General features: G+C 38.7%; 16 protein-coding genes. 15 read left to right on the forward strand and 1 reads right to left on the reverse strand.

The features are described 5' to 3' along the window. The first annotated feature begins 2 nt into the window (after positions 1-2). The 15 genes from HZA77_11490 to HZA77_11560 all read left to right on the forward strand — a co-directional run bounded on the left by HZA77_11490 (position 3) and on the right by HZA77_11560 (position 20,375). Positions 3-1,508, forward strand: coding sequence for a radical SAM protein (locus HZA77_11490; GenBank protein ID MBI5376050.1), 1,506 nt, complete (start codon positions 3-5; stop codon positions 1,506-1,508). Between the two features lie 4 nt (positions 1,509-1,512). Further along, positions 1,513-2,988: a B12-binding domain-containing radical SAM protein gene (locus tag HZA77_11495; protein MBI5376051.1), complete on the forward strand. Its 1,476-nt coding sequence runs from the start codon at positions 1,513-1,515 to the stop codon at positions 2,986-2,988. 5 nt (positions 2,989-2,993) lie between these two features. Beyond that, positions 2,994-3,497 (forward strand): class I SAM-dependent methyltransferase, encoded by a 504-nt coding sequence (locus HZA77_11500; GenBank protein ID MBI5376052.1) that lies wholly within the window; start codon positions 2,994-2,996, stop codon positions 3,495-3,497. Next, on the forward strand, positions 3,494-4,792 hold the full coding sequence (locus HZA77_11505) for an NAD(P)/FAD-dependent oxidoreductase (protein MBI5376053.1): 1,299 nt from the start codon (positions 3,494-3,496) through the stop codon (positions 4,790-4,792). Before HZA77_11500 ends, HZA77_11505 begins: the two co-directional genes overlap by 4 nt. A 4-nt stretch (positions 4,793-4,796) precedes the next feature. After that, on the forward strand, positions 4,797-6,659 hold the full coding sequence (locus tag HZA77_11510; GenBank protein MBI5376054.1) for a hypothetical protein: 1,863 nt from the start codon (positions 4,797-4,799) through the stop codon (positions 6,657-6,659). Positions 6,660-6,677: 18 nt separating this feature from the next. Next, a complete protein-coding gene (locus HZA77_11515) occupies positions 6,678-7,487 on the forward strand; it encodes a class I SAM-dependent methyltransferase (GenBank protein MBI5376055.1) in 810 nt (269 codons plus the stop codon). A gap of 4 nt (positions 7,488-7,491) precedes the next feature. After that, positions 7,492-8,523: a glycosyltransferase family 2 protein gene (locus HZA77_11520; protein ID MBI5376056.1), complete on the forward strand. Its 1,032-nt coding sequence runs from the start codon at positions 7,492-7,494 to the stop codon at positions 8,521-8,523. A 6-nt stretch (positions 8,524-8,529) separates the two neighbouring features. Next, positions 8,530-9,915, forward strand: coding sequence for a radical SAM protein (locus HZA77_11525; GenBank protein MBI5376057.1), 1,386 nt, complete (start codon positions 8,530-8,532; stop codon positions 9,913-9,915). An 83-nt stretch (positions 9,916-9,998) separates the two neighbouring features. Beyond that, positions 9,999-11,192 (forward strand): glycosyltransferase family 9 protein, encoded by a 1,194-nt coding sequence (locus tag HZA77_11530; GenBank protein ID MBI5376058.1) that lies wholly within the window; start codon positions 9,999-10,001, stop codon positions 11,190-11,192. 2 nt (positions 11,193-11,194) lie between these two features. Further along, positions 11,195-12,046, forward strand: coding sequence for a class I SAM-dependent methyltransferase (locus tag HZA77_11535; protein ID MBI5376059.1), 852 nt, complete (start codon positions 11,195-11,197; stop codon positions 12,044-12,046). Next, positions 12,047-13,471: a B12-binding domain-containing radical SAM protein gene (locus tag HZA77_11540; GenBank protein ID MBI5376060.1), complete on the forward strand. Its 1,425-nt coding sequence runs from the start codon at positions 12,047-12,049 to the stop codon at positions 13,469-13,471. 5 nt (positions 13,472-13,476) lie between these two features. Beyond that, positions 13,477-15,108, forward strand: a complete 1,632-nt coding sequence (locus tag HZA77_11545) for a hypothetical protein (protein ID MBI5376061.1) — start codon at positions 13,477-13,479, stop codon at positions 15,106-15,108. A 35-nt stretch (positions 15,109-15,143) separates the two neighbouring features. After that, positions 15,144-15,626, forward strand: a complete 483-nt coding sequence (locus HZA77_11550) for a hypothetical protein (GenBank protein MBI5376062.1) — start codon at positions 15,144-15,146, stop codon at positions 15,624-15,626. Positions 15,627-15,661: 35 nt separating this feature from the next. After that, the gene (locus tag HZA77_11555; protein MBI5376063.1) at positions 15,662-17,566 is read left to right on the forward strand and encodes a hypothetical protein; all 1,905 of its coding nucleotides are present in this window, start codon (positions 15,662-15,664) and stop codon (positions 17,564-17,566) included. 55 nt (positions 17,567-17,621) lie between these two features. Further along, complete coding sequence (locus HZA77_11560) at positions 17,622-20,375, forward strand: YfhO family protein (protein MBI5376064.1); 2,754 nt, start codon at positions 17,622-17,624, stop codon at positions 20,373-20,375. 65 nt (positions 20,376-20,440) lie between these two features. On the opposite strand, the gene HZA77_11565 is transcribed toward HZA77_11560, so the two are convergent. After that, on the reverse strand, positions 20,441-20,666 hold a 226-nt coding region (locus tag HZA77_11565), incomplete at its 5' end, for a hypothetical protein (protein ID MBI5376065.1).

Below are 20,666 nucleotides of genomic sequence, written 5' to 3' on the forward strand. Positions count from 1 at the left end.
AAATGAAAACTCTTTTTATATCAAAGGGACAGGAAACATTAGCAGTAGAATACCTCGCTTCAGTGCTGAAATCGAAAGGGCATACTGTTAAGCTCCTGTTTGATCCCGGCATCGACGATAACATGGGATTCTGGGATATTTCGCTTCTGAGAAAGATTAATCCCAATAACCTCTTCATTGAAGAAATGATATCCTTTGCTCCTGATCTTGTCGCATTATCTTGTCCTCTCAATATGTATCCCTTTGTAAGAAACTCTGCGCGCATGGTTAAAGAGCATCTGGGTGATGTCCCGGTTCTTGTAGGGGGCGGCCATCCTACGACGGCTCCGGAGTATGTCCTTTCAGATCCGAATATAGATATGGTCTGTATCGGCGAGGGTGAAGAGCCAATAGCAGATTTGGCGCAGAGGATTGAAGATAAAAAGAGTTATAATGACGTAGAAAACCTATGGGTGAAAACTGCGAGCGGTATTGTAAAAAATCCTATCAGACCCCTTTTGCAGGATCTGGATTCTCTGCCTTTCCCTGACAGGGAGATTTTTTATTCTTATGGCTGCTTTGCCGGAAATCTCTATTTTATAGCAGGCAGAGGATGTCCTTTCCAGTGCACCTATTGCTGTCAGCACACATTCAAGGAGATATACAAGGGAAAAGGAAAGTATATCAGGCTACGCAGTGTTGATAATATCATGAAAGAACTTGAATATGGTGTAAGAAGGTACAATGTGAAACACATCCATTCAGAGGATGATACATTTGCTTTTGACCATGACTGGACTAAAGAATTCTGCAGGGAATATAAGAAAAGGATACATGTTCCGTTTTACTGCCATGTAAGACCTGGAACATTAAATGAAGGAGTTCTGGCTGACCTTGCTGACGCAGGTTGTGTAGGGGTTTTCTTCGGGGTTGATTGCGGCAATTATGAAATGAGAAGGGATATATTGAAACGCCCTGTAACAGATGATGTCATTATTGAACAGGCAAAGCTTGTTAAAAAAGCAGGAATAAAGATTTCATGCTCATCCATGTTCGGACTTCCCGGAGAGACTCCCGGGCAGATGTATGAGACATTCAATATGATAAAAGGGATTGAAAGCGATTTTGCCTATGCCACAATCTATTATCCGTTTTATGGGACGGAACTCTTCCAGTACGCAGTTGACAACGGCTATCTTGATGAAAAAACTGTTGCATTGATAAAGGATGGGAAAGGATCTCTCTATGGTGAGCCTCTTATAAAGACTGAATACAAGGACACGGCAATGCTTCTTAAGAATATGCTGCCGTCTTATATGAGGTTTAAAGGATTGAGGTTCATTTTTGATTTAATCTTAAAAAGCAAATCATGTTCTCTGGCAAAATTAATTAATCTGTTTTTCACACCTTTTTCTTATGCCTCGATCGGAAAATTGAAAAGAAAAGAAATGGCTTCTGTATTCTTGAAGTTTATTGCCTATAAATTGAGAATTATTTCTCTCCATAAGCTGGCGGCAGGAAAAGAATAACCGTATGAGGATACTTTTCTTTGCAACCGGACAGGAACTGCTTGGCATCGAATACCTTTCGGCAGCACTTAAAAGGGACGGACATGAAGTTGAGCTTGCCTTTGATCCGGGTCTCGGTGATTTTCTTGGATTCATAGATATTCCACTGTTGAAGAATCTGACAAATGAGAACTGGTACCTTGAAAAAGTCAGGTCCTTCAAACCTGATCTTGTAGCATTCAGCTGTCTTACAAATCTCTATTCCTTTGCCCGTGATAAAGCTAGGCTCATAAAAAAACATTTTAATATTCCAGCTGTAATCGGCGGTATCCACCCTACTATTCTCCCCGAGTATGTTCTTGAGAATCCTGATTTTGACATGCTCTGCATTGGAGAAGGGGATGAGGCCATGCCGGAACTTGTCCGGAAGATGGAGAAAGGAGAAGATTATTTCGACACCCGCAATTTTTGGTTCAGGCGCAACGGGGAGGTTGTAAAAAATCCGGTGCGGCCTCTTATACAAGACCTTGATTCACTTCCTTTCGCAGACAGAAGTCTTTTTTATAAGTATGGATGTTTCACCGGGACGCTCTATTTTATTTCCGGCAGGGGATGCCCATTTACATGTAGTTACTGCTGTCATCATTTTCTTCAGAAGAAGTACAGCGGGCTTGGAAAGTACGTGCGTAAAAGGAGTGTTGATAACGTCATCAAAGAAATAAAGGAATGCCTTGGCAGGTACAAAGTAAAATCTCTTTATTCCATGGATGATCTTTTTACCATCAATACGGCCTGGATAGAGGAATTCACCGATAAGTACAGAAAAATTTCGAACTTGCCAATTTACTGCCATGTAAGACCGGGAACACTTAACAGGGAGATTGCTTCAGCACTTGCAAAAGCAAACTGCACGTCTGTTTTCTTAGGTATAGATTCAGGAAGCCCCTTTATCAGGACAAACATAATGAACAGAAATATAAAGGATGAAGACATATATTCGAATGCCGCACTTCTGCAGGAATTCGGAATAAAGATAACGACATCTCTTATATTCTGCATGCCTGACGAAACTGACAGCCAGATGATAGAGTCCATTGAAATGGTAAGAAAGCTCAAGACTGATTATCTTTATACTTATATATATTATCCTTTCCCAAATACGGAATCATACAATTACTGTGTTGAAAAAGGCCTTGTAGATGCTGATACAATGGAAAAAGTAAAAAGAGGAGAAGGCTCGTTCCACAAGAAGCCGCTCATAAAATCTGAATATGCTGAACTTGCACAGGTATTGAAAAACATGGCACCCCTTTATGTGAAGTTCCCTTTTCTTAAACCTCTCATATGGTTTATTATGAAGAGACGCTGGATCAGGGCGAGTGAAATAGTTTTCTTTCTCACTGCTCCTATTACGTATGCGCACTTTGGGCGGGCAAAAATAAAGGAATTTTTTTCTCTTATGAGAATGGCTTTTCTGGCAAGATTAAGGACGAGGGGATGATGGTTGTGGAAAAGAAGCTTTCATTTGCAAACAACCAGAAATTCAAATTCTTTTTCCCTTATCTCAGGAAAGAGGACAGAATAATTGACCTCGGGTGCGGGAATATGTGGCTTACAAACTATCTCCGCAGTATGGGTTACAATTGTGTGGGTTTTGATTCAGCACCTCCGGCAGATATTGTAGGGGACATAAAAACATACAGATTTAGCTCGTCAAGCTTTGACACTGTCATAGCTCTCGAGATTGTTGAACATGTGGACTGCATAGCAGAGATAAAAAGGATGTTAAAGCCAGGCGGCCTGCTTATTGTTTCAACGCCTGTGCCGCACTTTGATTTTCTTTTGAGGATAGGAGAGATTTTTTCAATTTTTCAGAAGAGAACATCACCGCATTCTAACCTTTTTTACATCGAGAAAATCCCCATGAAGCTTGTAGATAAAAAAAATCTGTGCGGGCTTGTGCAGTGCGGTGTTTTTATCAATGAAACATCCCGCGGTGGAAATAGATGACAGTTGCCATAATAGGAGGCGGCCTTACCGGCCTTACGGCAGCCTATAGACTTTCTTTGAGCGGCGAGAAAATCATTCTTTTTGAGAAGGACACTGAACTTGGCGGACTAGCCGGAGTAGTAAAAATAAATGACTTTTACCTTGAGAAATATTATCATCACATATTCACCTCAGACACAGATGCCGTTGCTCTTATAAATGATATCGGGCTTTCAGAAAATCTTCAGTGGCTTGAAAGCAGGATGGGACTTTATTTCAGAAAAAAGATTTATTCCTTTGGCACTCCTGTTGACCTTCTTAAGTTCAAACCGCTTTCTCTTATTGATAAACTGCGGTTCGGGCTAACTACGCTTTTCCTAAAATCCTATTCAAACTGGCAAAAGCTTGAAAACATCACAGCAGTCGAGTGGATGAATAAATATGCCGGCAGGAATGTCTGTAAGGTTATATGGGAACCGCTTCTTGTCGCGAAGTTCGGTAAAAACTATGACAAGATATCAATGACATGGTTATGGGGGAAAATAAAGCTTCGCGGAAATTCACGGTCTGACAAGGATAACAGGGAGAGACTGGGCTATCTCATGGGAAGTTTCGGCCTACTCATTAATAAGCTTGGTGAGGAAATAGAAAATAATGGAGGAAAAATATTTAAAGGTGCTCCGGTTCAAAAATTGGATCAGGGAGAGAACGGCAAATGGATTATTTCATCGAAAGGTGGGACATACGAGGCTGATAAGGTTCTTTTAACAGTGGCGCCTGCAGAGATTCTGAATTTATATTCCGGGTTTCCGGAGGACTACAGAAGAAAGATCGGGAATATCGATTATGCAAGTACGGTCTGCATGATACTTATCCTTAACCGTTCTTTTACTTATAATTATTGGGAAAACATAAGTGATAACAAGATTCCCTTTGGAGGGGTGATTGAACATACTAACTTTATACATCCAAGCCATTATAATAATCTTAACATCCTTTACATATCAAATTATCTGTACAAGGACGAGTCTCTTTATAATATTCCTGACAAAGAGCTCCTAGAAGAGTATATTAATCATCTGAAGGAAATGAACCCTGAGTTTTCTCAGGACTGGATTATAGATTACCATGTATTCAGGGATGAATTCGCACAGCCAATAATGAAGCTTAATTACTCGAAAATGATCCCGGACATTAAGACTCCTGCAAAAAATCTTTTTATTGCGAATATGGCACAAATATATCCTGAAGACCGCGGGATGAATTATGCTGTCAGGCTCGCCGGCGAGGCAGTAAAAATAATTTTAAAAGGATAGCTAAGTGGCTGCTGAAAAGCCTCGTTTTAAAGAGTATTTAATCATAGCAGGACTTGCCCTTAACTCTCTCCTCTTAAACGGTTACAGATATGACTATAACCTGCTCGTTTCCTGGCTGAACAGCAATAACAATCGCGAGCTTTTTACCAGAGATCTCTTTGTCAATACGATAGACAAGTTTGAGATAAGTTTTTTTTATAATATCGTTGAAAAACTTTCAGCGTTTGTTGATCTGCCAATCCTCTTTTTTCTGATTCACATTTTCACTCTTTACCTTGCCTGTATTTTTCTCTTCAGGTTGTCATCTTTTATTGCAGACAGCAACATTGCCGGCTATTTGTCTGTTCTGCTGTTTTCCATGGGGATACGTGAATGGGTGGTCGGTGCTCCGCAGATCTATTATTTCTTTGTCCATCATAGTGCTTTTTCTCTTCCATTTTTCTTCCTGGCTCTAGAGCTTTTCCTGAGGGGCAATGTAGTCGCCTCTTTATTTCTCCTCGGAATATTGAGCAACTTTCAGATGATGTATGCTTCCTTTGTCGGAACGGCAATTGTCTTTGCTCTTCCATTGAAGATGAAGCATGAAGATTTAACTTTTAAAAGGCTTTTTTACGGAGCAGCAGCATTCATTATTCCTGCAATGCCTGTAATATTGAAAGTTCTTACTGGCGCAAATGGATTTACTGTAGGAGATGAATGGTACAAAGTTGTGAAATGGGTTCTTTGGATACATATCTATCCTTCGATGTGGGGATTTGAGATGTACAGGAACTTTATTGTTTATATTATATGTTTTACCGTTGCATTCCGCTCATACCCTGCAGGCTTGATAAAGAGTACGATAAAATCAATGCTGGCAGGGGTGGCTTTTCTATGTTTTTTAGGGACTTTCTTCGTTGAGATAGTACCTGTTCCGCTCTTTATCCAGCTTCATCTCTGGCGCAGTACATGGATCTTTTTCATTCTTTCTATACCGGTTTTTTCTAATTTTATCTTAAGGACATTTGCTGAGAGTCTGCTTTCAAAATTTGCGGCAGTCTCAACTGCACTTGTCTTTGCAGGATATGTTACAACCAGATATAATGACCCGCGCTGCTTTTTCTATACCCCCTATTGGATGCTTCCATTCTTTCTTCTCCTCTCACTTGTAAGCGGAAGTTTCAATGTTCCTGAAGGTTTCAGAAAAACAGGGAGGATATTGATTGGTATTTTAGCAGTTGTTATTATGGCTGAAAGTACAATTCCTTATATCAGAGGTTCTTTTTTTGATATAGGAATGTCCCGTCTTTTGATGTTTGTTGCCGCCCTATTGTTTTCATCTCTATTATCTCTTCCGGCAGTAAAAAGCTTTAACGGGAATAAAAGATTTGCTTTTACGTCGCTCCTTTGTGTCTGCATAAGCTTGCTTGTTATATCAGTTAGAGGGGGAGCATATTTACCTATTAAAGGTTATTATGATGGACGCATGGGAGAATGGATTGAGCTTCAGCTTTATGCACGTGACCACACTCCTGTTGATTCACTTTTTATTGTTCCTCCATACAGGGCGAGTCCTGACTTCAGATTTTATTCACACAGGGCAAGCCTTGGGGACTGGGTTGACGGAGGTTTTGCGATATTTTTCGGCAATGACTATGCCAAGGAATGGCTTTCAAGGATGAATTCCATCGGCCTTGACGGGAGTACTTTATATGATGAAGGATTGGATCTTGAAAGAAAACAATATGCCGAGCTGAATGAGAAAAAAGTACTTGATGCCGCTAGGCGTTTCGGTGCAGATTATGTAGTGACAGAGAAAGGTTCTGTGCTTCCATTTAAAAAGATTTATGGGAACAGCAGATTCGTGCTTTATAAGATTTTCAATTAGGAGTAGTACAATACGGATATGGTAAAAACATCAAGAGATACAGCTTGCGAGCTTTATACGAAGGAATATTTTCTAAGCCAGAACTGCGACGGCTATGAAGATTTCATTAAAGACAAGGGACTTTCCTATATCAAGTGGAAGCAGGTTTCAATGCTTGAGGTAAAGCCTGGGAATATTGTTCTTGATGTTGGATGCGGGCGGGGAGAACTTCTTTATAACTGTCTGAGTAAAGGTGCAGTTGCAATTGGCATTGATTATTCTTCTTCATCTGTGGAGATATCACGGGAGACTTTGAAAGGAGAGGGGAGGTCTATTGTCTTAAGGGCATCAGCGGACAGCCTTCCCTTCACCGACAGCAGCATTGACAGGATCATCATGGGTGATGTGCTTGAGCATATTTCTCCGGAGGAAGCGCGCCGCTTCATAAGCGAGACATCAAGAGTACTAAAAGAAGGGGGGATTGTCCTGATTCACACAAGTCCCAATATCTATTTCATGAAGTTTGCCTTTCCTCTGATAAAGTTCTTTTTTCGCGTCACTGGAAAAACAGAAATGATAAAGAATTTTTTAAAGCATGTTACAAAGGATAATTACATCTACCACATGAAGGAGTACAACCTCTTCAGCTTAAAAAGATTGGTTGCAGGTTCAACTCTTAACTTTAAAGTCTGGCTCGACAGAGACCTGATGCGTGGAGGAGAAAGCCGTTTTACTTCGAATCTTGCCGAGTCTAAATTTTTCAGATTTATCGAAAAAATCCTGTCCATGTATCCCTTTGTACTGTTCTTCTCCAACGACCTTTGGGCAAAAGGTACAAAGCGTTCTTAAATAAATGAATACAAATATCCCTCTTGCCTCAGTAATAGTTGTAAACTGGAACGGCAGGGAGTTTATATTTGAATGTATTGATTCGCTCCTAGCCCAGTCCTGGCAGTCTCTCGAAATAATTGTTGTTGATAATGGCTCAACTGACGGCTCTGATATTGAGCTTGTAAACAGATACGCCAGCCGGATACGTTTGATAAAAAAAGATTTTAACACTGGCTTTGCTGCCGGAAACAATACAGGCATAAGAGAGGCAAAAGGCGAGTTCATATTTCTCTTAAACAGTGATGCTGTTGCAGAGAAAAACTGGATAAAAAATATTGTTGAGGCGGGAGAAAGAAATCCTCACTCAGGGATGTTCGCAAGTAAAATACTTCAATATGACAACAGGGAGATAATCGATAATACCGGACATCTCATTTACAGGGACGGGCTTAACCGCGGACGCGGACGGCTTGAAAAAGATTTCGGACAATTTGACATAGAAAGCGAGATTTTTTTTCCAAGCGGTTGTGCCGCCTGCTACAGGAAAAAAATGCTGGATGATACCGGCCTGTTCGATGAGGATTTCTTTGCATACGGAGATGACACTGATATAGGTTTAAAATGCAGGGTGGCCGGATGGGGATGCACCTATGTTCCAACTGCCATTGCTTATCACCGCTATTCCGGTTCCAGCTCTGCTTATTCCAAACTCAAGGCTTTCCATGTTGAAAGAAACAGAGCATGGATTTCAGTAAAATATTTTCCTCCCCTTGCCCTTGCGATAAGTCCGTTTTATACTCTTTTAAGATTTTCACTACAGGCGTACGGCGCTCTTTCAGGAAAGGGAGCAGCAGGGAAGTTCAGGGCAGAATATTCTGCATTTGATCTTATCATTATTCTGCTAAAAGCTTATGCTTCGGCAATAAATGGGCTTCCAAAGATGCTGGAAAAAAGAAAGAAAATTAAGAATATCTCAAAAGTGAGTTCTAAGGAATTTAACAGATGGCTTAAAGAATTTACAATAAGTGCAAGAGAGATTGCATTAAAAGATTAAATTAAAATGAAAATACTTCTCCTTAATCCTCCGGCAAGACAGAAAAGTCATGAGAGCATTGTTGTCCCTCCTCTCGGGCTTGCATATCTTGCATCTTCCGCAAAAAAGGAAGGCTTTCATGTTTCCATTCTCGATGCCTTTGCGCTTGGCATGGACTGGAATGAGCTTGAATCAGCAGTTGAGAAGCTCTCTCCTGATATACTGGGGATAGGCGGCATGAGCCCTGTCATAGATACGACTTTCAGGGCTGTAAAATTACTCCGGGGCAAAGTAAAGACTATTATAATGGGCGGCCCCCATATTACCGCCTTTGGTGCCGGAATATTTGAACAATGTCCCGAGATAGACATAGGTGTTTACGGGGAAGGAGAGAGGACATTTGTCGAGCTTCTAAAATCAATATCAGAGAGGAAAACTTTTAACCATGTTGATGGGGTCATAACCAGAGAGTTTACCGGAAAACCAAGAGAGATGATAAAAGATATTGATTCAATCCCTTATCCAAGCCGCGATGGACTTCCAAATGATAGATACCGTTACCTTTTCGGATGGAAAGGAAAGATGACGACTATGTTCACTTCGCGGGGATGTCCTTATCACTGCGTCTTCTGCGATAAATCGGTGTTCGGTACAGGCTGGAGGTCGAGGTCGCCTGAAAATATTATTTCCGAGATAGAAGAGGTTGTAAATCTCTACGGGACGAGGAATATCATATTTTATGATGATCTTTTCACACTTCAAAAGGAAAGGGTCCTTAAACTTTGTGCACTGATAGAGGAGCGTAAGCTTAAAATCCAGTGGAAATGCGAGGGACGCGCTGACAGGATAGACAGGGAAATGCTGAGAACTATGAAAAAAGCAGGGTGCCAGGTTATTGCCTTTGGTGTTGAAAGCGGCAACCAGAAGGGCCTTGACTATCTTAAGAAATCCATGGACCTCGGAAAAGTGAAAGATGCTTTTTCCATGGCAAAAAAGGAAGGAATAGAGACGATTGCGTATTTCATTCTTGGAATACCCAACGAGACGTTTGATGAGGAAAAGAAGACCGTTGAATTTGCCCTGGAAATAGATCCTACCTATGCTCAGTTCAGTGCCCTATCCCCCTATTACGGGACATGGCTGTATGATGAAGCATTGAAGAATGGCTGGTACCGAGAGATAGATGCACAGAATCCGGCTGACAAAGATCTTAAAAGACCTGTAGTTGTCTCGGAACTCTGGGATGAGGACAAACTAAAAGAAATAGTCCGTTTTGCCTACAGGAGGTTTTACTTCAGGACCGGATATGTGTTAAGAAGGCTTAGATATTTTGCATCTCCTTCGAAATTTATTGAGCTTTTCATGTCGGGACTCTCTTTTTTGAGGTGGTATTTTATTGGAAGGCGGAATTGAAAAACTTTTGTTCTGGCTGTCAGATAAGTAAGAAGATAATTGATGCGAAAAAAAAGTAAACTTACAGAGTGCGATCATACAATATGAATATTAATAAAATGAAAGCCATTGATAAGTGGCTTGGAATTCCTCTCTGCGTATTTCTCACCATATTCAATAAAGTCTGGATATTCCGTAAATCTGCAAAAAGAAATAATGCGGTTAAGAAAATTTTAGTTATGAAATACTTTGGAATAGGAAGCATTTTGCTTGCTACGCCGGCTTTAAGGGCATTGAGGAAAGGGTATCCGGAGGCAAAAATAACATTTCTTACATTTTCAGGCAATCAGGAGATCTGTAATCTTTTAAAGGTTGCAGATGATTATATATATCTTTCCACAACTGACTTTTCAGCATTCTTTTTTCAGACTCTTAAAACCTTATATAGGATAAGGAAGGAACATTTTGATATATCTATAGACATGGAGTTTTTTTCCAAGTTCTCCACAATAATGAATTATCTTACCGGAGCTCAAAGAAGAATAGGTTTTTTTTCCCGGCAGATGTGGAGGGGAAATTTATTGACTGATCATATCTATTATAACCAGCACAGACATATAGTTGACATCTTCCTGGCCCTTGTTGCTGTTTTGGGTATCAATACAAAAGATAAAGAGGTGGAAAGAATTAAAACTTCAGATGAAGAAAAAAAATATATCAGAGAATTCCTTAAATCAGAGGGTGTTGGTGAAAAAGATTTGCTGATAGGCGTAAATGTTAATGCCAGCGATATGTGTTATGAAAGGAAATGGCCGGGAGAAAGTTTTGCAAAGTTGATATCCAGATTAATAACTTCTCATGATGCCAAAGTAGTTTTAATAGGGGGTAAAGAGGATAAAGGATATGTTGAAAAATTAGTTGAAGGAATTGACTTCAAAGAAAAGATTTTAAATTTAGCAGGAAGATTAAATCTTACCCAGCTCTTGGCTTTTTTAAGCGAAGTAAAGTTCTTCATAACTAATGATAGCGGACCGCTCCACCTTGCTGTTTCGTTGGGAATCCCTACTGTGTCTTTTTTTGGTCCAGAAACTCCATCTCTTTATGGACCTCCCATAGATGATGGCAACAACCTTGTATTTTATAAAAACCTTTATTGTAGCCCATGCCTGAGTGTCTATAATGTTAAGACTGCAGTTTGTAATGGGGATAACCAGTGCTTGAAGCAGATCTCTTTTGAAGAAGTTTACAAGGCAATCGAGGAAAAATATTTTTCTCATGAATATGATAGGCTGCCATAGAAATGAACAACTCACCATGCATTATCTGCGGTACAGAGAAAAAGAAAAGTGTGTATTTAATGGATGGTTACCATCTGGTTAAATGCGCTTCCTGCGGATTAGTGTCTGCAGATCCTCAACCTGATGATGAAGCGCTAAGGGGCTTTTACAATGAAAATTATTATGATAGCTGGGGCGGATTAAACAGGTTGGAAGCAGTAAGAAAGATGAAGATGTCGACTTTCAACAAGTGGTTTGATGAGCTTGAAAAGATAAAAAAAAACGGAAGGATGCTGGATATAGGATGCGCATTTGGGTTCTCCCTTGAGGCCGCAGAGAAGAGAGGATGGGATGTTTACGGTATGGAGCTTTCGGGATTTTCCGCATCCGTAGCAAAAGAAAGATTTGGAGAAAGAATCAAAGAAAGTTTAAGTGAATTTGATGACGGCTTCTTCAATGTAATAACAATGTTTGATCTCATCGAACATCTGCCTTCACCTGTTGGTATTTTAAAGGAAATAAAAAGAATATTGGCTAATCAGGGAGTCGTGCTACTCAGTACCCCCAATATAAAAAGCCTTTCATCAAGACTGATGGGAAAAAAATGGTTTCATGTCAAATGTGAACACCTCTACTATTTTGATCCTGACACCATAAGGCTTTTTTTTCATAAAGAGGAATTCAATGTGGTTAAAGTAATTCCTGCAGTAAAGGCTTTTAACCTTGACTATATCCGGTTCCAGCTCAGCACCTATCAATTGCCATTGATGACACCACTTACAAATGGCTTATGCAAAATTCTGCCTGAATGGTACCTCAATAAGAACGCCTTTTTCCGGATCGGTGAAATGCTTGTTTTTGTAAGGGCGCTGTAAATGGCAAAGATAGCCTTTGTCCAGAACCTCGCATATGAATATCTGGGTGTTATGTACCTTTCATCTGTCTTGAAAAAAGCAGGGCATGATGTTGAAATATTCATCGGTGATGGCGGGAAACGTTTGATTGAAGAAGTAATTGAATATGATCCCGGCATTGTAGCTTTTTCCTGCACTACTGGACTGCATCGGTGGTGCCTCAAAATGGCAGAAGATTTAAAAAAAAGAAGCAGGGCATTCATGGTGCTTGGCGGTCCGCACCCGACATTCTTTCCCGAGATGATAATGTCGCCCGGTGTTGACGGAGTATGTATTGGCGAGGGGGAAGCCCCGTTACTTGAACTTGCCGGCGGGATTTCAAATAGTGAGGATATAAGTGGAATAAGAAACTGGTGGTTGAAATTACCCGGTGAGAATATCATAAAAAATGAGATAAGGAATCTCATTGAAGACCTGGATTCACTTCCATTCCCGGATAGAGAGCTATATTCCAGGAGATATCCTTCTATAAATAAATCCCAGAAGGCATTTATTACTGCCAGAGGATGTCCGTTTAACTGCTCCTTTTGCTTCAACCATGCCATGAAAAAGATTTATGCAGGAAAAGGAAAATATGTAAGAAGAAGAAGTATTAAGAATGTAATTGAGGAAATAAAGGAAGTAAAAAATAATTATAATCTTAAAGTAGTATATATTCAGGATGATACTTTCACACTTGATAAAGAATGGATCAGGGAATTTTCGGATGTATACAAAAGTGAAATTGCCCTCCCTTTTATCTGCCTGATCAGGGCTGACACAACTGATGAAGAAACGATAAGATTATTAAAAAATGCAAATTGCACTAGGGTTTTTTTTGGCATTGAGTCAGGGGACGAAGGTTTAAGGAATAATCTCCTTTCAAAAGGAGTGACTGATAAGGAGATATTTGAAACCGCGGCATTACTAAAGAAATATAAAATACCTTTCAGGACATATAATATGCTGGGTCTTCCCGGAGAAACGATTGAACAGGCTTTTAAGACTATAGATATAAATGTGAAAATTGGGACAGATTACCCCTGGTGTTCTTTGTTTCAGCCTTATCCACGGACAGTTCTTGGAGAATCCGCAGTAACAATGGGATATTTAGATAGAGAGAGTAATATAGCCGAATCCTCTTTTTTTAGGACAACTGTTTTAAAATCTCCTCAAAGCAGGGAGCTCGCAAATTTACAAAAATTATTTTTCTGGAACGTAAAAATCCCCATCTTTAAACCGCTTATTGGTAAACTAATCAAGTTACCGTCAAATTTTGTTTTTGATATATTTTTTCTGATTGGATATGGATATTGTTTTTTAAGAAGTGAAAGCTTTACTTTAAAGGAACTCATGACAATTGGTGTGAACAATCTTAAAAGATTCTTTTTTTCTTCCTCTTCTTAAGAAAAATGCTTAAAAAAACTACATATATCTTCTGTTGCATTCTTATTGCAGAGTTTGCCTTCTTTCTATGGTCTAACTATAGACTTACATCTACTCTCAATCTCCCAACTGATGACGGCTATATTTATTTAAATTATATAAAAAATGCGGCTGAAGGGCATTTTTTTGAATATAACATTGGAGAAAAAAGTGGAGGGGTAACGGGTTTTTTATGGTATGTGGTACTGACTCCTGTTTTTTTTATTTCACGGTTTTTTTTCAGCGATATTTATAAGGCTCTTCTTTTTGCCAATTATTTTTCAGGTCTTGTTCTCCTTGTTTTGTCGCTTATTGTTCTTCTGCGGTTATCTTATTATCTGTCAGAGTCTGAGTATGTACCTGTTGTATGCGGTATATTGTTCATAGTGAATTCAAAGCTGATCTGGGGAGCTTTGAGCGGAATGGAAGTACCTCTTACAGCTTTTATGATTCTCATATCATTAAATTATTTTTTTAAAGATTATGACAAAGGGAAATTCAAGTGGAGTCTGTTATTATTGGGATTATGCGGATGGACAAGAGAAGAGCTTTATATCCTTCCGTCTCTGGCTGTAATTTTCCTTTTCCTTGAGCATTTCGGTATTGTATCAAGAATTTTTGGCATTGATATCGATAACAAAAGAATCAGTTTACGTGACTTGATTAAATCCATAATCATTCCTGCTCCGATAGCAGTTATCCCGCTTTTCCTATACTGGTATTTTACAGGACTTCTATTCCCAACCCCATTTTATATCTATGTTCCGGAGGGGTATAATATAAACAATCTTTGGGCCGGCTATCTTGCTATGGCTGATCAGCTTGACCTATATCATATATTTTTATATCTCTTTGCTCTCATTGGGTTGGTCTTTATCATTGCAAAGAAAATCAGACTTTTGGACAATTTATTCTCAGCAACATTTGTTTTTACATTTTTTACCTGGAAGGCTTTAAAATCTATTTATCTCGGGACGGTTTTTAGATATGTAACACCTTATGATCCGTTAATTTCTATTGCAGCCTCGATCGGTTTGTTTGCATTAGGTGAATCTATTTATAGAAATGTAACAATGGATATAAGATACAGAAATAAATCCAACTACATTAAAGCGGCTTTAATAATTCCATTTAGTTTTGTTATTTGTTACTTTTCTTTTATAACATTTGACTTTGCTCAAAAAGAATACCCAACCCATGTACAAAATATAAATGATGCTGTTGTCAGTGTAGCAGAATGGATTTCAGTCAACTGTCCAGGCAATGCAGTGGTAGCCGCAGTTCCTATCGGAGGCATAAAACTTTATTCCAACAGAACGACAATAGATATAGACGGGCTTACAACTCACTACATGATGGGCCGCTCTCCAGGGAATAAAAGCGATTTTAGGTACTGGATAAATCTTCTTGAATACATGAAAAGAAGAAGGTCAGACTATATAGTCTATTTTAGAAGCAGCTTCATAAATGAGGCTCCATTCCCATTTTTTAAGCTCCTCCATTCGTTTCCCATTCCCAATAATATAATAGTTCCATCTTCTCCGGTTGATGTTTACATGGTTGACTGGGCCTACTATAATAAAATAATGTCAAACATTATGGAACGGACAGCTAATTGAATTTATTTGAGGAGGGATGAAGTCTGGAGATTGCGTTGAAAGATTACGTGAAAAAAGTATTATCTCTTTCTTCTGATAAGGATTATTTTTTTTTCAATTTTGTCGCTCTTTTCTCAGGGTTTGCTTTCGGCGTTTATACTTTTCTTTTTTTAGTGTATTTCTTCCCAATTAAATTTAATCAACCTGTAAATGATTTAGGAATAATCGGGCTTACAAATCTTTATGGATATTCAAAACAGATGGAAATCTTTTATTATTTTTCCTCTTTGGTTGTTATAACCGCTGCAGGTGTTATGGCATGGTTTGCGTGGATTATCTATTCTGCCATCTTGGCAAAATATTTTGCCGTATCAGTTGAAAAAGCCTGCCGTTTTTCCTCTTTTGATTTTACGCCCTCAATCGTATCTTTATTGCTGATGCTTGTTTATAAACCGGCTTTTAACATTTCTTTGATTTTCCTTTTGGTTATTATTGCGGCTATAAAGGCTTCCAACCTTTTTATACTCAAGAGAAAATGATAACCAAGCCCCGCAGATTATTTAATAGTATTGGCATGGAAAAGATCTGGCTGATTGTGGATTATCTCATATTGCCGGCTGCTGTTTTTCTGCTCAATCCTACATCTTTCTGGAATTTTATAGTTCCCTGGGATGAGGGGCAGTATTCAGCTGCAGTCAATGAACTAATGAGGGGAAAGACACTCTATAAGGATGTATGGATTCTCTATCCTCCTTTACAGATATATCCTCTCTATTTTGTTTTTAAGATATTTGGTCCCACGCTCTTAAACCAGAGGATTTATTTTGACGTGCTTGGCGGCATTGGAAGGGTTCTTGGTTATTTTACTGCGAGGTCCCTTTTAAGAAACAGATTTTTTGTGATATTTGCCTCGGTGCTTCTTCTTTCCAATTATGAACTTAGCAAAATTAGGGTCGCTCCCGGCCTGATCGCAATTATTATGCTTTTCAAATTTCTGGAAAATAAAAATTATTACTGGCTATTCTCTTCGGGATTGCTGTTGGGTTCCCTTTTCGTATTTTCACAGGAAACCAGCCTGAGCGGAATGATTTCGGCAGTTGCGGCACTTACAATATTCTCGGTTAATAAAAAAATATGGCGGAAGGAACTGTTGAGATACCTGATAGTCATATCTGCAGGGTTTATTATAGTTCCTGCGCTTTTTACTTTGTATTTCTATTTCGCAGGGGCATTGAAAGAGTTTTTTGATGTGATGATAAAATATCCTGTGTATGTCACATCCGGTTACACAGGTCTTGCTTTCCCGGTACCTCCAATATTTACATATTCATACTCATTTAAAGATTTGTTTTTTTTATTGACTGACAACATATCGCTTTTTTATATTCCTGTTGGAATATATTTAATGACATTTATTTACCTCTGTGTGAGCTGGATACAGAGAAAGACATCTGTTGAAAAGATAAAGATATTTTCTTTTTTAATATTTGGAGTTTTTCTTTTCAGGTCTGCGCTTGGAAGATCGGATTTGCATCATCTCCTGTATTCGATATCGCCCGCCATTTTTATAGCAGTTTTTTTTATTGAGAAGGTTTTTCTGAGAATAAAAGAGTGTTTTAATGAAAAGCATTTTAAATTTGTTACAAAAGTTGAAACCATATTTATGATTTGTTTGCTGACTACGTCAGTGTTTTATCTAAGTTATGTTTTCAATCTTGCAAACTTTTTCAAAGAGACCAGATTAGTAACAGTTTTAAAAGATAAATCCTTTGGGAGCGAAGAAGATGTGTCAGTACTTAACCTTGTAAGGGGAGGTGGTTTGAAAACCGGAAATGCGCAGGCAAGGCATTTTGAGAAAGTGATTTCTTATATGACGTATAGCATAGATTATAATGAGCCGGTTTTTATAATTCCTCAGCAGGCAATATATTATTTTCTGGCTGACAGGATAAACCCAACCAAGTACTGCATGAGCATATTCGCAATTACGCATCAAATGAGAGAAGAGGTTATAAACGATCTCAAAAAATATTCTGTTAAAAAGATTGTATATGAACTTGACCAGGAGATTGATGGTATATCAGGCGAAGAGTACAGTCCTGAATTAAGCAGGTATATCTTTGAGAACTATGGGTTGGAAAAACAGGTTGATAACACGCTTTTCCTGCGTTCTTTGAGTATTGATGAAAAAAACAATCCGCTTAAACCACTTGTTTCGTTGTTTCTGATAAGGGGAAATGCCCTGGAAAGAGAGGGCCCGCTTTATGTTGAGCTCTATAACGATGAGGTGAAAAAGCTGCAAGGACTTTTACAGGAATTTCCGGAAAACACCAATTATCATAACTATATGGGAGTCCTTTATGCTATTGGAAAAGATTTTAACAGGGCAAGAAATGAATGGCTTGAGTGCATCAAAATTGATCCAAACTGTAATGTTGCTATAACTAATCTTAAAAACCTGGAGCAGACTGCCCGCTGAAATTTGTCAAAGATTTTCTGAGCTTTTTATGCCAGGTTTCTTTTAAGGTGGTATTTTGTCAGATAAAAATAAAAATAAATTTCGAATATTAATCTGTGTGGTGTTTATCTTTCTTGCTTCATTTCTGCTTTTTTCTGATGCTTTTATTAATTCAAAAATAATTGCTCCTTCTGACTATATTTTCACAATGCCTCCGTGGGATTCTTCCATGCCTGCGAATTTCCAGAGACCATCAAATTATCTCCTATTTGACGCTGTCTCCCAGTTTATACCGTGGCATTACTATTCTGCCAAAAGAATTTTTGAGGGGCAGGTTCCCCTATGGAACCCCTATTCATTCTGCGGCTCTCCATTTCTTGCAAACTATCAGTCTGCAGTATTGTACCCTCTGAACCTTGTTTTTTACATACTTTCTCCGTTTTTTAAGTTCCCTTCATTTTTAAATTATATTTATCTTTTTAAACTAAGTCTTTCAGGAATATTTACATTCTTTTTTTTCTTGCGGTTAAAAGGCGGGAAAGCAGGGGCTCTTGTAGCTGCACTTTCATTCATGTTCAGCGGCTTCCAGATGTTCTGCCTCGAGCATCCGCATACAAATGCAACTTTGCTGCTTCCTTTACTTTTGACTTTTGTTGCAGTTTGTTTTGAAAGTGGGGAAAAATATTCTTTTCCTGTTTTATCTCTCTCATTCGGGATGCTCTTTCTGGCAGGACATATCGAAACTGAAACTATAGTGATGTTTTTTGTAACTCTTTATTTTCTGTATAGCCTCTTTACAAAATGCGAACCTGCAAAAAGGGTAATCAAATCTGTTCAGTATGGGATTTCTCTTTTAGCAGGGGTTTTGATTGCAGCGCCTGCGCTCTTCCCCTTTATGGAATATGTTCAGAATAGCTCTGCACTCAAGCTTCGTGAGGCAGGTCATACAGCAGGAAACTTTTTTGAGCTCAGCTCGCTCACAGCACTTTTTGTACCTGACTTTTACGGCAATCCGGTTTACGGTAATGAATGGTCTAACTTGGCGGGCGTTAAAGGATTATATAATGCCAATTGCGGGGCATACATTGGGGCAGCCGGGATTATGCTTGCCTTACTGTGCGTATTGAGCAGATGGAAAGAAAGGGATATAAAGTTTTTCTCTTTAAGCTGCTTGGGAGCTTTATGCATTGCATATAATTTTCCATTCCTTTCTTATGTTTATAGATTTACACCTGTCTTGTCATTTATGAGTCAAGGGAATCAGGTTATAGTATACTGCTTTTCAGCTTCAGTTCTTGCCGGTATGGGGACTGAGTTCTTTATTAATAAAAAGGTGGGCAGGAAACTAATGCTTTTATTGGCTTCGTTTACGCTCATAATTGTTTCATGTCTTTATCTCTGGTACAGAATTTCAGTACCAGATGGTGTTGATACTGGTACGGGCTGGCAGATACTGGTGTTTTGTTTTTTTGCCTTTTCTGCAATTGCCATTTCCTTCTTTTTCACAAAGGTTAACACGAAGCGGTATGTCCCTGCGCTTTGTATCGTTGTGGTCATACTTTTTAATCAGATTTATATATGGAAAGGTTTTCACCCTTCGATAGATAAAAAATTATTTTATCCTACTTCCGGAGGGATATCATTCATAAATCAGAAGACAGGTTTTGAAAGGGTGGCTCCTGTTGGTGACATCCTACTCCCTAATTCTTCCTTGATTTACGGCATCAGAGATATCAGGGGATATGATGCGCTAAGCCCGAAAGTTTATGAGGAGCTATATAACGGAGTAAATCTTCAAAATAGTTTTTTGTTGTTTCTTGGAAACATTCCTAACTTTTTGCAGGAAATGGGAGTTAAGTTTCTTCTTATACCTCCATCTTTTTTCATTAGGGATGATGCAGGTGTATTTACCTCCAAGTACGACAAGGAGATGAAAATATATGAATTCAACAGTGCAAGAGGGAGGGTTCGTTTTGTTTCTCAGATTGACAGGAAATCAATGGACGAACAAAATGGATCGGCTGAATTTATTTCCGAATTGCCGGAAAAGATAGAGATTTCTTCAACATCTACGAAAGAAGGTTATGTCATATTGAGTGACCTCTATTACCCGGGATGGAAAGCTTTAGTAGATAATATTCCGGCTGAGATATTAAAAACCAATGGTGCATTCAGGGGAATAAAAGTTGGTCCCGGGAAGCACACTATTTTCTTAATATATGATCCTCCTCTGTTCAGGCTGGCAGCTTTTCTCTCGCTTTCAGTCATTATAGTAATGATGGGTTTTATATTTTGTTCCAGCCAAAATGTTCCCGGTGAAAGATCAATAGATTTGAGGAGTAAAATTTCCAGTGTTTCAGGCACGGGGTTTGCTGTTTACCATATAGCAATATCTATTTGCTGTTTCTGTTCAGCCTTTACTGTCATTCTTATTTTAGGATTGTCTGACATATTAAATTTTAAACCATTATCTGCTGAAAGCGAGATCATAAACTTGGTGACTCTTAATAGTTATCTAAAGGGGAAGGACATTTCTTTCTATATTATGAGTATAATTCTTACTGTTATATTTTTGATTTGTGGCTGGCTGGTATGGATTAAACAATGCAGTGTAATGGAAAGGAAATACAGCATCGCATTTCAGTCTGCCCTCATTTACGATGCCATTTCTTATCTTGCTTTCCCAGCCGGACTTATATTTTTTCTGCTTAATCCCGGTTTTTCCCTTCATAGCCTTTTGATAATTGTCTTCGGGTTTTATGGACTTAAGCTCATAACTCATTGCCTGCTTTCTGCTTACTCCGCCCGGCGTAAAAATGAGCGAGACTAAAAATAGATATAAAACCAACATGCGGATAATATTAAAATCCTCAGTATGGATAAAGCGCCTTAGACTCAAAATCTTTTTACTCTAAAGAAACCTTCGATGGTGTGTTGTTCATTCGGGTTTTCGCTTGATACAACCATTCCTTCAAACTTGCCCTTAATATAACCGCCAACTTTGCCATAAGTTGTTATATTTATTTTACCGCCTGAATAGGTTGTGGAATACAATATTTTATCAGTGTTCTTAGATGAAATGCTTATACGGTTGTTGGGATAACTTACACTTATAGGGTAG

Source organism: Candidatus Schekmanbacteria bacterium (assembly GCA_016219965.1).
Classification (GTDB): Bacteria; Schekmanbacteria; GWA2-38-11; order GWA2-38-11; family J061; genus JACRJM01.

Bases quoted from the DNA above. Each gene is read 5' to 3' on its own strand.
- HZA77_11535 (MBI5376059.1), top strand. From the start codon at position 11,195: ATGAACAACTCACCATGCATTATCTGCGGTACAGAGAAAAAGAAAAGT.
- HZA77_11530 (MBI5376058.1), top strand. From the start codon at position 9,999: ATGAATATTAATAAAATGAAAGCCATTGATAAGTGGCTTGGAATTCCT.
- HZA77_11540 (MBI5376060.1), top strand. From the start codon at position 12,047: ATGGCAAAGATAGCCTTTGTCCAGAACCTCGCATATGAATATCTGGGT.
- HZA77_11515 (MBI5376055.1), top strand. From the start codon at position 6,678: ATGGTAAAAACATCAAGAGATACAGCTTGCGAGCTTTATACGAAGGAA.
- HZA77_11490 (MBI5376050.1), top strand. From the start codon at position 3: ATGAAAACTCTTTTTATATCAAAGGGACAGGAAACATTAGCAGTAGAA.
- HZA77_11555 (MBI5376063.1), top strand. From the start codon at position 15,662: ATGGAAAAGATCTGGCTGATTGTGGATTATCTCATATTGCCGGCTGCT.
- HZA77_11520 (MBI5376056.1), top strand. From the start codon at position 7,492: ATGAATACAAATATCCCTCTTGCCTCAGTAATAGTTGTAAACTGGAAC.
- HZA77_11495 (MBI5376051.1), top strand. From the start codon at position 1,513: ATGAGGATACTTTTCTTTGCAACCGGACAGGAACTGCTTGGCATCGAA.
- HZA77_11505 (MBI5376053.1), top strand. From the start codon at position 3,494: ATGACAGTTGCCATAATAGGAGGCGGCCTTACCGGCCTTACGGCAGCC.
- HZA77_11525 (MBI5376057.1), top strand. From the start codon at position 8,530: ATGAAAATACTTCTCCTTAATCCTCCGGCAAGACAGAAAAGTCATGAG.
- HZA77_11545 (MBI5376061.1), top strand. From the start codon at position 13,477: ATGCTTAAAAAAACTACATATATCTTCTGTTGCATTCTTATTGCAGAG.